This window comes from Pseudomonas sp. RIT-PI-a, assembly GCF_001187875.1.
In the GTDB taxonomy this organism is placed as follows: Bacteria; Pseudomonadota; Gammaproteobacteria; order Pseudomonadales; family Pseudomonadaceae; genus Aquipseudomonas; species Aquipseudomonas coleopterorum.
In genome coordinates this window covers 74,241-91,276 of the sequence record NZ_LGIR01000014.1, presented here as the reverse complement: position 1 = coordinate 91,276, position 17,036 = coordinate 74,241, and the positions used below count along the sequence as shown (strand labels likewise).

Sequence of the window (17,036 nt, the reverse complement as noted above, 5' to 3'; positions counted from 1 at the left end):
ATGGGCTTTCGCCTGTCGAAGATTTACACGCGCACTGGAGACCAAGGTGAAACCGGGCTCGGCGACGGACGTCGGGTGCCCAAGGACCATCCCCGCGTGGAGGCCATCGGCGAAGTCGACAGCCTGAACAGCCAGTTGGGCGTGCTGCTGGCAGGGCTGGCCGGCGATTCGCGGCTGAACGAGGTCAGCGAGGTGCTCGCGCCCTGTCAGCATCGGCTGTTCGATCTGGGTGGGGAGTTGGCCATGCCTGCGTATCAGGCGCTGGATGCAGCTGAGGTAGAGCGCCTGGAGGCTGCCATCGATACCTGGAACGACGAGCTGGGCCCGCTGGAAAATTTCATTCTGCCGGGAGGCTCGCTGCTGATTGCCCAGGCCCATGTATGCCGCAGCCTGGCGCGTACAGCCGAGCGTCGCTGTCAGCAGCTCAACGCGGTGGAGCCGTTATCGGCGGTGAGCCTGGCGTACATCAACCGGATGTCCGATCTGCTGTTCGTGGCTGCGCGGATCATCGCCCGGCGTGAAAGTATTCCCGAGATTCTCTGGCAGCCAGCCAAATCGAGTGACCGCTGACGCGGCTTGCGCCGCTGCTACAGGGGGTGCGCGGAGCGGTTGTCAGGGAGAGGGCCAGAAGGCGCGGATGCCCGCGACACCTTGTGCACCGATCTCCCAGGCTTTCGCCTGATCCTGCGGCCCCAGCCCGCCCAGCAGGAACACCGGCTGGTTGAAGCCCTCGATCAAACCACGCGCCTGATCCCAGCCCAGTGGCTGCGCATCGGGATGGGTCAGGGTCGGTTGCACGGGCGACAGGGTGACGAAATCCACACCCATCTGCTGCGCCAACGCCAGCTCTTCGGCATCGTGACAGGACGCGGCCAGCCAACGCTCGGCGGGAAACGGCCGACCTTTGCTGGCGTATTTGCGCAACTGCGCCGAGGTCAGGTGCCACCCGGCCGAAGGGAAATCGCCCAGCCACTCCAATGGCCCCTTGAGCATCAACTGGGCCTTGCCTGCACACAACCCGACCGCATCCACCGCCAAGTCGCGGTACTGCGGATCGTAGCCATTGGGTGCGCGCAGTTGCAGCAGCTTGATGCCACCGGCGATCGCCTTCTGCATGCCGCGCAGCAGGGTCGAGTTGTCCAGCCCGTCCGGGGCGATCAGGTATTCGCCCGGCAGACTGGCCGCCGCAACGATCGGCCGATTGGCCTCGGGAAACGCGTAGCCAGGCAGCTCGCGCGCCTTGACCCATGCCAACGGCTGGCCTTCGACGCCATGGGGTTCACCCGTGAACGCGGTGACTTCCCAGACGTCCAGCAGGACCTGCTTGTCGGCATAGTCGTGATGCACCTTGATCAACGGCCGCGCCAGGCTGACCTCGATCCCCAACTCCTCGCGCAACTCGCGCGCCAGCGCCGCCTGCACCGTCTCGCCGGGCTCGACCTTGCCACCGGGAAACTCCCACAGACCGCCCTGGTGCTGGGTATCGCCGCGACGGGCAATCAGAATGCGCTGGTCCGCGCCACGGATCACCGCGGCGGCTACATGTATTCGTTTCACTCGATCTCCAGACCGCCCTGAGCTGCCAATGCCCGGATGCCCCTGCAAGGCGCAGCCGGGCACGCCAGTCAGGTGCGGTATTCGGCGTTGATCTTCACGTACTCGTGGGACAGGTCGGTGGTCCAGATGGTCTCGCTGCACTCGCCGCGACCCAGCTCGATCCGAATGCCGATCTCTTCCTGCGCCATCACCGCCGAGCCCTGCTCCTCGGTATAGCTGGCAGCACGGGCGCCACGGCTGGCGATGCACACATCGCCCAGGAACACGTCGATCTTGCTGACATCCAGCTCCGGCACACCGGCCCTGCCCACAGCGGCCAGGATGCGCCCCCAGTTCGGATCGGAAGCGAACAGCGCCGTCTTGATCAGCGGCGAATGGGCGACGGTGTAGGCCACGTCCAGACACTCCTGATGGTTGCCGCCGCCGTTGACCTGAACCGTGACGAACTTGGTCGCCCCCTCGCCGTCGCGCACGATGGCCTGGGCCACTTCCATGCACACCTCGAGAACCGCCTGCTTGAGCGCTGCGAACAGCGGCCCGCTGGCCTCGCTGATTTCCGGCAACGCCGCCTGCCCGGTGGCGACCAGCATGCAGCAGTCGTTGGTCGAGGTGTCGCCGTCGATGGTGATGCGGTTGAACGACTTGTTGGCACCGTCGCGCAGCAGATCCTGCAGCACACCCGGCGCGACCTTGGCGTCGGTGGCGATGTAGCCCAGCATGGTCGCCATGTTCGGGCGGATCATGCCGGCGCCTTTGCTGATACCAGTCACGGTGACGGTGACGCCCTCGTGCTGGAACTGGCGACTGGCGCCCTTGGGCAGAGTGTCCGTGGTCATGATGCCGGTGGCCGCAGCCGCCCAGTTGTCGATCGACAGATCATCGAGCGCGGCCTGCAAGGCCCCTTCGATCTTCTCGACGGGCAGTGGCTCGCCGATCACCCCGGTGGAGAACGGCAGCACGGCACTGGCGTCCACGCCCGCCAGTTCGGCCAGACGCGCCGTGGTGCGCTCGGCCGCAGCCAGACCCGGCTCGCCGGTCCCGGCGTTGGCGTTGCCGGTATTGGTCAACAGATAACGCACGGGGCCACCCACGCGCTGCTTGGACACGATGACCGGTGCCGCGCAGAACGCATTCAGGGTGAACACGCCGGCGACGCTGGAACCCTCGGCGCAACGCATGACCACAACGTCCTTGCGTCCGGGGCGTTTGATACCGGCGCTGGAGATGCCCAGCTCGAAACCCGGAACCGGATGCAGCGTGGGCAAGGGACCAAGACCAACAGCCATGTGAGCACTCCTTTGAGGAATCTGCGGCGTATCGTCGACGCCGCCAGTAGAGGGACGAACGCCGCGATCCGTACGCGGGCACCCATCCTGGGAACCAGCGTCAGTCGCGGCGCGATGTTGCTGCAAAAGCCTGTCGGAGCGCGATCAGTCGATCTTGCCGTGGCAATGCTTGAATTTCTTGCCCGAACCGCACCAGCACAACTCGTTACGGCCCAGCTTCTGGTCATTGCGCACTGGCTCCGACACGGTGGCGGCAACGACTTCGGCGTCTTCGGCCAACACTTCGGGCTGATCCAGGCCAGGCGCCGGAGCGTGTTCGAACTGCATGCGCGCCGCCAATTCCTCGGCATCGCGACGCAGACGCGCTTCTTCCTCGACCGGATCTTCGCGGCGCACCTGCACATGCGACAGCACACGGATGGTGTCGCGCTTGATCGAATCGAGCAGCTCCTGGAACAGGCTGAACGACTCGCGCTTGTACTCCTGCTTCGGGTTCTTCTGGGCGTAGCCGCGCAGGTGAATACCGTGACGCAGGTGGTCCATGGTCGACAGGTGATCTTTCCACAGGTCGTCGAGAACGCGCAGCAGGATCTGCTTCTCGAAGGTGCGCAGGGCATCGGCGCTGGCCTGATCTTCCTTCTCGGTGTAGGCCGCCAGCAGCTCGACCATGACCTTCTCGCGCAGGGTCTCTTCGTACAGCTTGTCGTCCGCATCCAGCCACTGCTGGATCGGCAGGCTCACGCCGAAATCGGTCTGCAAGGCCGCTTCCAGGCCTGGAACATCCCACTGCTCGGGCAGCGACTGTGGCGGAATGTGCTGGGAGAACAGCTGACCAAGGACTTCCTGACGGAAGTCGGCAATGGTGTCACCGACGTTGTCGGACGCCAGCAGGCTGTTGCGCATGTGGTAGATGACCTTGCGCTGCTCGTTGGCGACGTCGTCGAACTCCAGCAATTGCTTGCGGATGTCGAAGTTGCGGCCTTCGACCTTGCGCTGGGCCTTTTCGATCGCATTGGTGACCATGCGATGCTCGATGGCTTCGCCAGACTGCATGCCCAGCGCCTTCATGAAGTTCTTCACCCGGTCGGAGGCAAAGATGCGCATCAGGCTGTCTTCCAGCGACAGGTAGAAGCGGCTGGAACCGGCGTCACCCTGACGACCGGCACGGCCACGCAGTTGATTGTCGATACGGCGCGACTCGTGACGCTCGGAAGCGATCACGTGCAGACCACCGGATTCGAGCACCTGCTGATGACGCTTCTGCCAGTCGGCCTTGATCTGTGCGATCTGCTCTTCGCTCGGGTTTTCCAGGGAAGCGACTTCGACTTCCCAGTTGCCGCCCAGCAGGATGTCGGTACCGCGACCGGCCATGTTGGTGGCGATGGTCAGCGCGCCGGGGCGACCCGCCTGGGCGATGATCTCCGCTTCCTTCTCGTGGAACTTGGCGTTGAGCACCTTGTGCTCGATGCCTTCCTGGTTGAGCAGGCGCGACATGTGCTCGGAGGTTTCGATGGTTGCAGTACCGACCAGCACCGGACGGCCCTGGGCCATGCTTTCCTTGATGTCGGTAACGATGGCGGCGTACTTCTCGTCCGCAGTCAGATAGACCAGGTCGTTGAAGTCCTTGCGCGCCAGCGGCTTGTTCGGCGGGATCACCATCACGTTGAGCTGGTAGATCTGGGCGAACTCGAACGCTTCGGTGTCGGCCGTACCGGTCATGCCCGAGAGCTTGTTGTACAGGCGGAAGTAGTTCTGGAACGTGGTCGAGGCGAGGGTCTGGCTCTCGGCCTGGATGTTCAGGTTTTCCTTGGCCTCGATAGCCTGATGCAGGCCTTCGGACAGGCGACGGCCCGGCATGGTACGACCGGTGTGCTCGTCGACCAGCAGGATCTGCCCGTCCTGGACGATGTACTCGACGTTGCGGTTGAACAGCTTGTGCGCGCGCAGGCCGGCGTACACATGGGTCAGCAGGCCCAGGTTGTGTGCCGAGTAGAGGCTTTCGCCCTCGGCCAGCAGGCCGGCGCGGGTGAGCATTTCCTCGATGTACTGGTGACCGGCTTCGTTGAGTTCGACCTGACGAGTCTTCTCGTCGATGCTGTAGTGACCTTCCTTGGTGACCTGGCCCTCGACTTCCTCGATGTGCTGCTCGAGTTGCGGGATCAAGCGGTTGATCTCGGTGTACAGCTTGGAGCTGTCTTCGGCCTGGCCGGAGATGATCAGCGGCGTACGGGCTTCGTCGATCAGGATGGAGTCGACTTCGTCGATCACGGCGAAATTCAGCTCGCGCTGGAATTTCTCTTCCATGCTGAACGCCATGTTGTCGCGCAGGTAGTCGAAACCGAATTCGTTGTTGGTGCCGTAGGTGATGTCGGCGGCATAGGCCAGACGCTTCTCTTCCGGCGGCGCGAACGGCGTGACCACGCCGACGGTAAGGCCCAGGTATTCGTACAGCGGACGCATCCAGTTGGCATCGCGACGCGCCAGGTAGTCGTTGACCGTGACCACGTGCACGCCCTTGCCGGACAGTGCGTTGAGGTACACGCCCAGGGTCGCTACCAGGGTCTTGCCTTCACCGGTGCGCATTTCGGCGATCATGCCTTCGTGCAGGGTGATACCACCGATCAGCTGGACATCGAAGTGCCGCATACCCATGACGCGCTTGCCGGCTTCGCGGCAGACGGCGAAGGCTTCGGGCAGCAGCTGGTCGAGGGTCTCGCCTTTTGCCAGGCGGGCCTTGAACTCTGCGGTCTTGGCGCGCAGCTGCTCGTCCGAAAGGGCCACCATCTGCTCTTCGAAGGCATTGACGGCTTGTACCGTCTTGAGCATGCGTCGTACTTCACGCTCGTTCTTGCTTCCAAAAAGTTTCTTTAACAAAGGCGCAAACATATTGGCAGGATCTTCCACACATAGGGATGGAGGGCGGCCCCGTGAGTCGCCCGTGCAGCCCTCATGGCCGCATGCGAACGAGCATTCTACCCGGAAACGATGGAGAGGAAAGTGGCGCGATGTCCACGATGCTGGCACAGCGTTGTAATGGGGCGGCTTTACAATAAGGGCTTTTTCGCCAACTTCAACCCGCAAGGTGCAGATGTCATCCATTCAAACGCCGAGAGCTGGCCTGTGTCGTCCATGTGAAACGGTGTGAGCGAGGGATTCTGTTAAGATGCCGACTCTGTAACTTCAGGTGTATCCCCATGGTCTTTCGCCCCCTGCCCGCTCGGGCACCGGCAGTCCTGCTGCGCGAAGCCAAACCGCTCAAGGCCCTGTTCAGCCAGGCCCAGCGCCTGTCGCATCTGCAGCGCCTGTTCGAGAGCCAACTGCAGCCGGCGGCGCGCGAGCATTGCTACGTCGCCTCGTGGCGCGAGGGCAGCCTGTTGCTGATCGTCACCGACGGCCACTGGGCCACGCGCCTGCGCTACCAGCAGAAGCGCCTGCAACGCGATCTGCAGGCGCTGGAGGAATTCAGCAGCCTGACGCGCATCCTGTTCAAGGTGCAGCCGCCCACCGTGCAGAGCAAGGCCGGCGCGCGCAGCATCGACCTGTCGATCAGCGCGGGCGAGAACATCCAGGCGACCGCCGAGGGCATCAGCGATCCCAATCTGCGCGCGGCGCTGGAACGTCTGGCAGCTCACGCCAAGCGGCCACGCTAAGCGCTTGCCACGCCCCAACCGTCCCCCCGCCCCGCCCCAAAAAACAACACCCAAAAAAAAGCCACCCAATGGGTGGCCTATAAATGTGAAACCAGAAAAGAGAGGTTGTATCAACCCAACGCAGCTGGCCGCATGTAAGAGATCGGTACCGTGCTGGCATCTTCGAACGTAACCACTTCCCAGGCGTCATCCTGCTCGAGCAGACGACGAAGAAGCTGGTTGTTCAGTGCGTGGCCCGACTTGTAGCCACGGAATTCGCCAATCAGGCTGTTACCCAGCTGATAGAGATCGCCGATTGCATCGAGAATCTTGTGTTTGACGAATTCGTCTTCGTAGCGAAGACCGTCCTCATTCATGACGCCTGCCTCGTCCACCACGATAGCGTTTTCAACGCTGCCGCCCAGTGCACGATTGTGCTTGCGCAGGTATTCAAGGTCGCTCATGAAACCGAACGTGCGCGCCCGACTGACTTCCTTCACGAAGGACGTGCTGGAAAAGTCGACGCTGGCGGTCTGAGTGCGATCCTTGAAGACAGGATGATCGAAATCTATTTCGAAGCTCACCTTGAACCCTTCGAAAGGCAGGAAGGTGGCGCGCTTGTCGCCCTCCGTCACTGTCACTTCGCGCAGGATCCGGATGAATTTCTTCGGCGCGTCCTGTTCTTCCAGGCCAGCCGATTGAATCAGGAATACGAAGGGTCCGGCACTGCCATCCATGATCGGCACTTCGGACGCGGAGAGCTCGACGTAGGCGTTATCGATTCCCAGGCCCGCCATGGCCGACAGTAGATGCTCTACGGTATCGACCTTGACATCGCCATTGACCAAAGTGGTGGACATCGTGGTGGCGCCGACATTGTGGGCACGCGCAGGGATCTGCACGACCGGATCGAGGTCGACACGGCAGAACACGATGCCGGTATCCACGGGCGCGGGCTTCAAGGTCAGGTAGACCTTCTCACCGGAGTGCAAGCCGACGCCTGTGGCACGGATAATATTCTTCAGGGTGCGTTGTTTAATCATGGCATTGGCCGCTTCAGCGCAAATTGCGAACTGGTATCAACAAAGGCTGGCGATGATAGCAGACCGAACCTTTGCTGAACACCAATCACCCTAATACCCCTGATAAATTGCATCAATCGGCCTGACGACGCAGGAAGGCCGGGATGTCCAGATAATCCAGGTCATCCTGTGGGTTCAGCTTGGCGGCAGCGGCAGCGCCGGCGTGAGCCTGGTTGCGCATCACGGTCGGGCGGTCCAGGTCGCGATAGTTCACCGATGGAGCGTCCTGACGAGCAGGCTGCTGCGAAGGTGGAGGCGTCTGGGCTGCAGTCTGCATGGTGTTGTCGATGACCTTCACAGGCTTCTCGATCTTCGCGCCCAGGCCGGTGGCCACGACGGTAACGTGCAGTTCATCGCGCATGTCCGGATCGATCACGGTACCGACTTTGACCATCGCGTGGTCGGAGGCGAACGCTTCGATGATGCTACCCACGTCGGAGTATTCACCCAGCGACAGGTCGGGACCTGCGGTGATGTTGACCAGGATGCCGCGAGCGCCCTGCAGGTTGACGTCTTCGAGCAGCGGGTTGCGAATGGCCGCCTCGGTGGCCTCGCGAGCGCGGTTCGGACCGCTGGCGCAGCCGGTACCCATCATCGCCATGCCCATTTCGCTCATCACGGTACGCACGTCGGCGAAGTCGACGTTGATCATGCCCGGACGCTTGATGATGTCGGAGATACCGCGAACGGCACCGGCCAGCACGTCGTCAGCCTTGGCGAACGCCGACAGCAGGCTGGCGTCCTTGCCCAGGATGGTCAGCAGCTTCTCGTTGGGAATGGTGATCAACGAGTCGACGCTTTCGGACAGCATACGGATGCCTTCATCGGCGATCTGCATGCGTTTGCGGCCTTCGAACGGGAACGGACGGGTCACGACCGCAACGGTCAGGATGCCCATTTCCTTGGCCACTTCGGCGATGATCGGTGCAGCACCGGTACCGGTACCGCCACCCATGCCGGTGGTGATGAAGACCATGTTGGTGCCTTGCAGCACTTCGGCGATGCGCTCGCGGTCTTCCATCGCGGCCTGACGGCCGACTTCGGGGTTGGCGCCAGCGCCCAGGCCCTTGGTGACGCCGGTACCCAGTTGCAGGATCGTGCGTGCGCCGATGTTCTTGAGTGCCTGAGCATCGGTGTTGGCGCAGATGAATTCAACGCCTTCGATGTTGCTCTTGACCATGTGGTTGACGGCGTTGCCGCCGCCACCGCCGACACCGATAACTTTGATTACCGGGCTTTGCGGGATGTTGTCTACGAGTTCGAACATGTGCCCTCTCCTTTCTCTATTTGTGTGCGCCTACCGCTACTGCCGTTTTGAATCAGAAATTGCCTTGCACCCAACGCTTCAGCCGTTCCAGCACCGGAGCCTTGGTGTCATCGCTATAACTGCTGCTGTTGCTGATACCTGACAGGTTCAAGCCATCGGACTGCTTCTGCAGGCCGTACATCAGCAGGCCCACGCCGGTGGAATAGATCGGGTTGCTGATGACGTCACTCAGCCCCCGTACGCTATGCGGCACGCCCAGGCGCACCGGCATGTGGAAGATTTCTTCGGCCAGCTCGACCGCGCCTTCCATTTTTGCCGTACCACCGGTCAGCACGATGCCGGCCGGGATGAGGTCTTCGTAGCCGCTGCGACGCAGCTCGGCCTGGATCAGGGTGAACAGTTCGTCGTAGCGTGGCTCGACGACTTCGGCCAGCGCCTGGCGCGACAGCTCGCGCGGCGGACGGTCACCGACACTGGGCACCTTGATGGTTTCGCCGGCACCGGCCAGCTTGGCCAGGGCGCAGGCGTAACGGATCTTGATCTCTTCGGCGTACTGCGTGGGGGTCCGCAGGGCCATGGCGATGTCGTTGGTGACCTGATCGCCCGCAATGGGGATGACTGCGGTGTGACGGATGGCGCCTTCGGTGAAGATGGCGATATCCGTAGTGCCGCCGCCGATGTCGACCAGGCACACGCCCAGCTCTTTCTCGTCATCGGTCAGCACCGAGTAGGCCGAAGCCAACTGCTCGAGGATGATGTCGTCGATTTCCAGACCGCAGCGGCGAACGCACTTCTCGATGTTCTGAGCCGCGTTGACGGCGCAGGTCACCACGTGAACCTTGGCTTCCAGACGCACACCGGACATGCCCAGGGGCTCGCGCACGCCTTCCTGGTTGTCGATCACGTAATCCTGCGGCAGGGTGTGCAGCACGCGCTGGTCGGCCGGGATCGCCACGGCCTGGGCCGCGTCCAGAACGCGTTCCAGGTCGGCCGTGCTGACCTCACGGTCGCGAATGGCCACGATCCCGTGAGAGTTCAGGCTGCGAATGTGGTTACCGGCAACGCCGACGAACGCCGAGTGAATGCGGCAACCGGCCATCAGTTGGGCTTCTTCGACCGCACGCTGGATCGACGCCACGGTCGACTCGATGTTCACCACCACGCCCTTCTTCAGGCCGCGCGAAGGATGGGTGCCGATCCCCACGATGTCCAGCGTACCGTCGGCCGCGACTTCGCCCACCAGCGCCACCACCTTGGAGGTACCGATGTCCAGCCCGACGATCATTTTGCCGCTTTGCACGTTTGCCATGGTCCTGCCTCTTGTCAATTCTTCGCGACGGCGGGCTTGTCCGCCGTCGGGGCGCTCGTTTCACGCCAGCCCACGGCCAGGCCGTTGGCATAGCGCAGGTCGATACGCGCGATATTCGTGATCTGGTCTTTGAGTGTCTTGTCGTAAATGGCGATAAAGCGGCGCATTTTTTCCATCAAGTGGTCACGTCCCAGCAACAGCTCGATGCCTGGGCCGGCGCTTCCTGCGCCTGTGGTGAGAAACCAGCTGCCGCGTTCGGTCAGTTCCAGCCGGGCTACCGAATAGCCCAGCGGACGCAACATCTGACTCAGCACCTGGTATTGCTGCATCACCTGCTGTTGGGCCCGTGCCGGGCCGAACAACTGCGGCAAGTGTTCGTAGTTGCCCAGTTCGCGAGGCGCGAACGCCTGGCCCTGGTTGTTGAGCAGTGACTCGTTGCCCCAGCGCGCGACCGGCAGTTGCTCTTCCAGGCGAATCACCACCTGGTCGGGCCATACACGGCGCACTTCGGCGTGGGCGATCCAGGGCATGGTCTCCAGCTCGGTGCGCATGCGGGTCAGGTCGATGCTGAAGAACGTGCTGCCGACATAAGGCTGGATACGCTCCTGCACCGACTGCTGGTTGATGTAGGCCAGGTCGCCCTGCACCGATACCTTGGTGATCGGGCGGTCGGCGTAGGGCATCAGGTACTGGGCGCCTTCATAGGTGCCAAAACCCAGACCCACCAGCAGCACCGGCCACATCAGCTTCTTGAAGATGCTGAAGTTGGCCTTGGGCAAACGCACCGACAGTGGCTCCTTGGCCACCATGCGGCTTGCACCTCGCGGCACCGGCTTGTTGCGACCGATGGCAGGAGACTGATGGCGAATCATTGGGCCGTGCATGGTCTTACCCTCGCGCCTTGCAACTGGCGGCAAGAATCGCCAGCACCAACTGCTGGAAATCCAGGCCAGCCGCTTTCGCCGCCATGGGCACCAGGCTGTGATCGGTCATGCCTGGAGCGGTGTTGACTTCCAGCAGCCAGAAACGGCCCTGCTGGTCCTGCATCACGTCCACGCGCCCCCAGCCCTGAATGCCGATGGCATCGCAGGCGCGCGCGCAGAGGTCGATGAGTTCCTGCTCCTTGGCGGGCGCAAGGCCACAGGGAACGCGGTACTGGGTATCGTTGGCGACGTATTTGGCGTCGTAGTCGTAGAACGTGTGGGGTGTGCCCAGCGCGATGGCAGGCAGCATCTGGCCACGCAGCGTCGCGACAGTGAACTCAGGGCCCTGGACCCATTGTTCGACCAGCACTTGTGAGTCGTAGGTGCTGGCGGCTTTCCAGGCGTCGACCAGTTCGTCGACGCTGTTCACCTTGGCCATCCCGATGCTTGAACCTTCATGGGCGGGTTTGACGATCAAAGGGAAGCCCAGTTCCCCGGCCGCGAAAATACAATCCTGTTCGCTCGCCAGCACGGCATGCGCCGGGGTCGGCAAGCCGAGGCTCTGCCACACCTGCTTGGTGCGCAGTTTGTCCATCGCCAGGGCGCTGGCGAGGATGCCGCTGCCGGTGTAGGGAATGTCCAGGCACTCGAGCAGGCCCTGCATGCTGCCGTCTTCGCCGCCGCGGCCGTGCAGGATGATGAAGGCATGGTCGATCTTCTGCGCTTGCAGACGTGCCAGCAGGTCATCGCCAACGTCGATACCGAACGCGTCCACGCCAGCGCTCTGCAAGGCCTCCAGGCACGCGGCGCCCGATTTCAGCGACACCTCGCGCTCGGCGCTCTTGCCGCCGTAGAGCACGGCCACGCGACCGAAGTCACTGGGCATGATCTGCGAACGCAGGGTGTTGAGATCCAGAATGTTCATTGCGATTTCTCCGAGGCCTGCGCGAACAGCGGGCTTTTGAGCAACTGCGGGGCAAGGCCGCCGATGTCGCCGGCACCTTGGCAGAGCAGGATGTCACCGGCGCGCAGCAACGGCTTGACCAGTGGCGCCAGCTCGACGCCGCGTTCGATATAGATGGGGTCCAACTGGCCGCGCTGGCGGATGCTATGGCACAACTGACGGCTGTCGGCGCCCGGGATCGGCTCTTCGCCTGCCGGGTAGACCTCCATCAGCAGCAACACATTGGCGTCGGCGAGCACTTGTACGAAATCGTCGTACAAGTCGCGCGTGCGGCTGAAGCGGTGGGGCTGATATACCATCACCAGACGTTTATCGGGCCAGCCGCCGCGCACCGCGGCGATCACGGCCGCCACTTCGCGGGGGTGATGGCCGTAGTCGTCGACCAGCATCACGCTGCCGCCTTCGACCGGCAGTTCGCCGTACACCTGGAAGCGCCGGCCGACGCCCTGGAATCCGGACAGGCCCTGAACGATGGCGCTGTCACTGATGCCTTCGTCGGTGGCGATGGCGATCGTTGCCAGGGCATTGAGCACGTTGTGGTTGCCTGGCATGTTGACCGACACGTTGAGCGGCTCGCGGTCGCGGCGCAGCACCGTGAAGTGGGTCAGCATGCCTTGCTGGCGCACGTTGATGGCGCGCACGTCGGCTTCTTCGCTGATGCCGTAGGTCAGGGTCGGACGGGCGATCTGCGGGAGGATCTCGCGCACCACCGGGTCATCCAGGCAGACCACAGCCAGGCCGTAGAACGGCAGGTTGTGCAGGAACTCGACGAAGGTCTTCTTCAATACGTTGAAGTCGCCGCCGTAGGTCGCCATGTGATCGGCGTCGATGTTGGTGACCACGGCCACCAGCGGCTGCAGGTGCAGGAAGCTGGCATCGGACTCGTCGGCTTCGGCGATCAGATAGCGACTGGTGCCCAGCTGGGCATTGGTGCCAGCCGCATTCAGACGACCGCCGATGACGAACGTGGGGTCTAGGCCACCGGCCGCGAACACCGAGGCGATCAGGCTGGTGGTGGTGGTCTTGCCATGGGTCCCGGCCACGGCGATGCCGTGCCGATAGCGCATCAGCTCGGCGAGCATCTCGGCGCGCGGCACCACTGGAATCCGGCGCTCCAGTGCAGTGGCGACTTCCGGGTTGCTGGTGTTGACGGCACTGGAGACCACCAGCACGTCGGCGCTGGCGGCGTTTTCGGCACGGTGGCCGATGAAGATCTGCGCGCCGAACGACGTCAGTCGCTCGGTCACCGGTGAAGCCTTGAGGTCGGAACCCGAGACGTCGTAGCCCAGGTTCAGCAGTACCTCGGCGATGCCGCACATGCCAACGCCGCCGATGCCGACGAAATGGATACGACGGATGCGGCGCATTTCCGGTTGCGGAATGGCTTTCTGGTTCTCAACCATGGGCCACCTCCAGGCAGACGTCGACCACATTGCGCGTGGCATCGGGTTTGGCCAGGCGGCGGGCAGTGCTCGCCATGCTCAGGAGTTTTTCAGGTTGCATCAAAACCTCTTTCAGGCGCTCGGCGAGTTGCGCCGCGCCGGTTGTCGCTTGTGGCATGAGGAAGGCAGCGCCTTCGCGGGCCAGATAATCGGCATTGCGTGTCTGGTGGTCGTCGATCGCGTGGGGCAAAGGCACCAACAGCGACGGCAGGCCGGCGGCGGCCAGCTCGCTGATGGTCAACGCGCCCGCGCGGCAGACCACCAGGTCGGCCCAGCCGTAGGCTTGGGCCATGTCCTTGATGAACGGGGCAACCTGCGCCTCGACACCGGCGGTGCGATAGCGCTCGGCGGTGATTTCATCGTGCTTCTTGCCAGCCTGGTGAAACACCTCCGGCCGGTACTGTGCAGGAACCTGCGCCAGGGCTTCGGGCAACAGCTTGTTCAACGGCTCGGCGCCCAGGCTGCCGCCCAGGACCAGCAGCCGTGGCTGGCGCCCGATCAGGGCCTGGCGCGGGGTTTCCATGAACAACTCGCTGCGCACCGGATTTCCGGTGGTCCGGCGCTTGGCCGAAGCGGCGAAGGTGTCGGGGAAAGCTTCGCAGACTCGGCTGGCGAAAGGCACCAACAGGCGATTGGCGGTACCGGCCACGGCATTCTGCTCATGGACGATCACCGGTACACCGGCCAGCCGCGCGGCCACGCCGCCAGGGCCGGTCAGGTAACCACCGAAGCCGACCACGCACACCGGTCGCAGTTGGGCAATGATGCGGCGCGCCTGAACCACGGCCTTGCAGATGGCGAACGGCGCCTTGAGCAGGGCCAGTCGGCTCTTGCCACGCACACCGCTGACATCGATCAGATGCAACGGCAGGCCGTTGGCCGGCACCAGCTCGTTCTCGATACCGCGCGGCGTACCCAGCCAGTGCACGCTGAAACCGCGCGCCTGGAACTCGCGCGCACAGGCCAGGGCCGGGAACACGTGTCCGCCGGTGCCGCCAGCCATGATCAGCACATTGCCTTTACCGGCCATGGGGCGTCTCCTCGGCGAAATCGCTCTCGCTGAATTCCACCTCTTCGCTACCCAGGTGCGAGCGGCTTTCCCACTCGATGCGCAGCAACAGCCCCAGACAGGCGCAGCAGATGACCAGCGAGCTGCCGCCGTAGCTGAGAAACGGCAGGGTCAGACCCTTGGTCGGCAGCAGGCCGACGTTCACGCCGATGTTGATCAGGAACTGGCCGATCCACAGGAACGACAGGCCATAGGCCACGTAGGCGGCAAAGTACTGCTTGGCCCGCTCGGCCCAGAAACCGATGTACATACCGCGGATACAGACGAACACGAACAGCGCCACGGTGCACAGCGAACCCACCACGCCCAGCTCTTCGGCGAGCACCGAGAACACGAAGTCGGTGTGGGCTTCGGGCAGGTAGAACTGCTTCTGCACGCTGTTGCCCAGCCCAACGCCGAACCACTGGCCACGACCGAAGGCGATCAGCGCCTGGGTCAATTGATAACCGGAGCCGAACTGGTCGCTCCACGGGTCGGTGAAGGTGATCAGACGTGCCATGCGGTACGGTTGGGCCTGAACCAGCACGAACACCGCACCCACCGCCAAGGCCACCATCAGGGCGAAACGGAAAAGGCCCACACCACCCAGGAACAGCATTGCGGCTGCGGCACCCATCATCACCACCGTGGCGCCGAAGTCAGGCTCCATCAGCAGCAGTCCAGCCATCGGCAGCAACACGAAGAACGGCTTGAAGAAGCCCATCCAGCTGTCGCGCACTTCCTGCTGACGACGCACCAGATAGCCTGCCAGGAAGATCACCACGAACACCTTGGCAATTTCCGAAGGCTGGACGTTGAACATGCCGAAGCCGATCCAGCGCATGGACCCGTTCACTTCGCGACCGATGCCGGGCAGCAGCACCATCACGAGCAAGCCGAATGCCGCGATCAGCAGCGTGCCGCCTATGCGCTGCCAGGTGGCAATGGGCACCATCATGGTGACGATGCAGGTGCCGATACCGATCACCAAGTACACAAGGTGGCGAATCATCATCGACAACGAGTTGCCCGAGTTGACCGCCGCCACTTCCGAAGAAGCCGAGGTGATCATGACCAGACCGAGGCCCAGCAGCGCCAGGCAACCGGCCAGCATGGCGAAGTCGATATCGATCCCGCGGCCGCTGATCAGCGGCGAGGGAAATGGCTTGATGACACCGAAGATCATGACAAGCCCTCTACGGCATGGGCGAACAGGCGCCCGCGCTCTTCATAATTCTTGAACATGTCCAGACTCGCGCAGGCCGGTGAGAGCAGCACGGCATCGCCGGGCCGGGCCAGTTCGGCGCAGCGCTGAACCGCTTCCTCGATCGAGGCGACGTTGACCTGGGTAACGCTTGGCCCGACAACGGCCGCAATACGGCCGGCGTCGCGACCCAGCAGTACCAGAGCACGGCAATGACGCTGGATAGGCTGGCCGAGCGCGGTGAAATCGGCGCCCTTGCCGTCGCCGCCTGCGATCAGCACAAGCTGGCCTTCGATGTCGGCGCCCAACCCTTCGATGGCGGCAATCGCAGCACCGACGTTGGTCGCCTTGGAATCGTCGTACCAGGCCACGCCATCGCGCTCGCGCAGCCACTGGCAGCGGTGCGTGAGCCCGGTGAATTCACGCAGGCTGGCCAGCATGGCGTCGAACGGCAGACCCACCGCGTGTCCCAGGGCGAGCGCAGCCAGGGCATTGGCCTGGTTGTGCGCGCCACGCACCTTGAGTTCGCTGACCGGCATCAGGTTCTCGAACTCGTAGGCCAGGTACTTCTGCCCGCCTTCCTCGCGCAGGCCGAAAGCCTTGAAGTCCGGCTTGTTCAAGCCGAACGTCCAGCACGGCATGCCCTCGCCGATCAGCGGCCGGCTCAGGGCATCCTGACGATTGAACACGACCTTGCGGGCGCCGCGGAAAATCCGATGCTTGGCCAAGTGATAGGCCGGCAGCCCGCTGTAGCGATCCATGTGGTCTTCGCTGACGTTGAGCACCGTAGCCACTTCGGCATTGAGCTGATGGGTGGTTTCCAGCTGAAAGCTCGACAGTTCCAGCACGTACAGCTCGACGTCGTCATCGAGCAGATCGAGCGCTGGCTGTCCCAGGTTGCCGCCCACCGCCACACGCTTGCCGGCCGCAGCGGCCATTTCGCCCACCAGCGTGGTCACGGTGCTTTTGGCGTTGGAGCCGGTGATCGCCACGATCGGGGCCTTGGCATGACGGGCAAACAGGTCGATATCGCCGGACAGGTGCACGCCTCGCGCCGCTGCCTGCTGCAGGGCGTGAGTCGCCAGTGCCAGACCGGGGCTCACATAGAGCTCATCGGCGCGGCAAAGGAATTCCACGTCCAGCTCACCGCAACGGACTTCCACCTGCGGATAGTCGCGACGCAGCGTCGCCAGTTCCGGCGGCGCTGCGCGTGTATCGGCCACGGCAAACGCCACGCCCTGACGCGCGAGGAAGCGCACCAGGGACATGCCGCTCTTGCCGAGGCCGACAACGATGCGGAAGTGGGAAGAAGCGATCAGAGACAC

The 17,036-nt window shown here is 63.3% G+C and carries 14 protein-coding genes; 2 read left to right on the top strand and 12 right to left on the bottom strand.

The features are described from left to right. A complete protein-coding gene (locus AC788_RS10730; protein WP_049860631.1) occupies positions 1–570 on the top strand; it encodes a cob(I)yrinic acid a,c-diamide adenosyltransferase in 570 nt (189 codons plus the stop codon). 42 nt (positions 571–612) lie between these two features. Here the strand turns inward: AC788_RS10730 and AC788_RS10725 are convergent, their stop codons facing one another. From AC788_RS10725 to secA, 3 genes are all read right to left on the bottom strand, one after another. Then, positions 613–1,557, bottom strand: coding sequence for a Nudix family hydrolase (locus AC788_RS10725; RefSeq protein ID WP_049860630.1), 945 nt, complete (start codon positions 1,555–1,557; stop codon positions 613–615). Positions 1,558–1,625: 68 nt separating this feature from the next. Beyond that, positions 1,626–2,843, bottom strand: a complete 1,218-nt coding sequence (gene argJ, locus AC788_RS10720) for a bifunctional glutamate N-acetyltransferase/amino-acid acetyltransferase ArgJ (protein WP_049860629.1) — start codon at positions 2,841–2,843, stop codon at positions 1,626–1,628. 144 nt (positions 2,844–2,987) lie between these two features. Continuing rightward, positions 2,988–5,729 (bottom strand): preprotein translocase subunit SecA, encoded by a 2,742-nt coding sequence (secA, locus tag AC788_RS10715; protein WP_049860628.1) that lies wholly within the window; start codon positions 5,727–5,729, stop codon positions 2,988–2,990. Between the two features lie 308 nt (positions 5,730–6,037). Here secA and AC788_RS10710 point away from each other — a divergent pair, with 308 nt between their 5' ends. After that, positions 6,038–6,493: a DUF721 domain-containing protein gene (locus AC788_RS10710; protein WP_049860627.1), complete on the top strand. Its 456-nt coding sequence runs from the start codon at positions 6,038–6,040 to the stop codon at positions 6,491–6,493. 110 nt (positions 6,494–6,603) lie between these two features. On the opposite strand, the gene lpxC is transcribed toward AC788_RS10710, so the two are convergent. The 9 genes from lpxC to murD form a co-directional block, all read right to left on the bottom strand. Then, a complete protein-coding gene (gene lpxC, locus AC788_RS10705) occupies positions 6,604–7,515 on the bottom strand; it encodes a UDP-3-O-acyl-N-acetylglucosamine deacetylase (RefSeq protein ID WP_049860626.1) in 912 nt (303 codons plus the stop codon). Between the two features lie 112 nt (positions 7,516–7,627). After that, positions 7,628–8,821, bottom strand: coding sequence for a cell division protein FtsZ (ftsZ, locus tag AC788_RS10700; RefSeq protein WP_049860625.1), 1,194 nt, complete (start codon positions 8,819–8,821; stop codon positions 7,628–7,630). A gap of 52 nt (positions 8,822–8,873) precedes the next feature. Next, positions 8,874–10,130, bottom strand: a complete 1,257-nt coding sequence (gene ftsA, locus AC788_RS10695) for a cell division protein FtsA (RefSeq protein ID WP_043186854.1) — start codon at positions 10,128–10,130, stop codon at positions 8,874–8,876. 14 nt (positions 10,131–10,144) lie between these two features. Beyond that, positions 10,145–11,014, bottom strand: a complete 870-nt coding sequence (locus tag AC788_RS10690) for a cell division protein FtsQ/DivIB (RefSeq protein ID WP_049860624.1) — start codon at positions 11,012–11,014, stop codon at positions 10,145–10,147. A gap of 4 nt (positions 11,015–11,018) precedes the next feature. After that, positions 11,019–11,978 carry a D-alanine--D-alanine ligase gene (locus tag AC788_RS10685; RefSeq protein WP_049860623.1) on the bottom strand — a complete coding sequence of 320 codons (960 nt, stop codon included), beginning with the start codon at positions 11,976–11,978 and terminating at the stop codon, positions 11,019–11,021. After that, entirely contained in the window at positions 11,975–13,420 is a 1,446-nt protein-coding gene (gene murC / locus AC788_RS10680; RefSeq protein WP_049860622.1) for a UDP-N-acetylmuramate--L-alanine ligase, read from the bottom strand. The genes AC788_RS10685 and murC overlap by 4 nt, the downstream gene beginning before the upstream one ends. Next, positions 13,413–14,489: an undecaprenyldiphospho-muramoylpentapeptide beta-N-acetylglucosaminyltransferase gene (murG, locus tag AC788_RS10675; protein WP_049860621.1), complete on the bottom strand. Its 1,077-nt coding sequence runs from the start codon at positions 14,487–14,489 to the stop codon at positions 13,413–13,415. Before murG ends, murC begins: the two co-directional genes overlap by 8 nt. Then, positions 14,479–15,693: a putative lipid II flippase FtsW gene (gene ftsW, locus AC788_RS10670; protein WP_049860620.1), complete on the bottom strand. Its 1,215-nt coding sequence runs from the start codon at positions 15,691–15,693 to the stop codon at positions 14,479–14,481. Before ftsW ends, murG begins: the two co-directional genes overlap by 11 nt. After that, complete coding sequence (gene murD, locus AC788_RS10665) at positions 15,690–17,036, bottom strand: UDP-N-acetylmuramoyl-L-alanine--D-glutamate ligase (RefSeq protein ID WP_049860619.1); 1,347 nt, start codon at positions 17,034–17,036, stop codon at positions 15,690–15,692. The genes ftsW and murD overlap by 4 nt, the downstream gene beginning before the upstream one ends.

What these genes read in the sequence shown, in the direction of transcription:
- ftsA (WP_043186854.1), bottom strand. Translation starts at nt 10,130, where the DNA reads ATGGCAAACGTGCAAAGCGGCAAAATGATCGTCGGGCTGGACATCGGT.
- AC788_RS10710 (WP_049860627.1), top strand. Translation starts at nt 6,038, where the DNA reads ATGGTCTTTCGCCCCCTGCCCGCTCGGGCACCGGCAGTCCTGCTGCGC.
- argJ (WP_049860629.1), bottom strand. Translation starts at nt 2,843, where the DNA reads ATGGCTGTTGGTCTTGGTCCCTTGCCCACGCTGCATCCGGTTCCGGGT.
- murC (WP_049860622.1), bottom strand. Translation starts at nt 13,420, where the DNA reads ATGGTTGAGAACCAGAAAGCCATTCCGCAACCGGAAATGCGCCGCATC.
- murG (WP_049860621.1), bottom strand. Translation starts at nt 14,489, where the DNA reads ATGGCCGGTAAAGGCAATGTGCTGATCATGGCTGGCGGCACCGGCGGA.
- ftsZ (WP_049860625.1), bottom strand. Translation starts at nt 8,821, where the DNA reads ATGTTCGAACTCGTAGACAACATCCCGCAAAGCCCGGTAATCAAAGTT.
- lpxC (WP_049860626.1), bottom strand. Translation starts at nt 7,515, where the DNA reads ATGATTAAACAACGCACCCTGAAGAATATTATCCGTGCCACAGGCGTC.
- ftsW (WP_049860620.1), bottom strand. Translation starts at nt 15,693, where the DNA reads ATGATCTTCGGTGTCATCAAGCCATTTCCCTCGCCGCTGATCAGCGGC.
- AC788_RS10690 (WP_049860624.1), bottom strand. Translation starts at nt 11,014, where the DNA reads ATGCACGGCCCAATGATTCGCCATCAGTCTCCTGCCATCGGTCGCAAC.
- AC788_RS10685 (WP_049860623.1), bottom strand. Translation starts at nt 11,978, where the DNA reads ATGAACATTCTGGATCTCAACACCCTGCGTTCGCAGATCATGCCCAGT.
- secA (WP_049860628.1), bottom strand. Translation starts at nt 5,729, where the DNA reads ATGTTTGCGCCTTTGTTAAAGAAACTTTTTGGAAGCAAGAACGAGCGT.
- AC788_RS10730 (WP_049860631.1), top strand. Translation starts at nt 1, where the DNA reads ATGGGCTTTCGCCTGTCGAAGATTTACACGCGCACTGGAGACCAAGGT.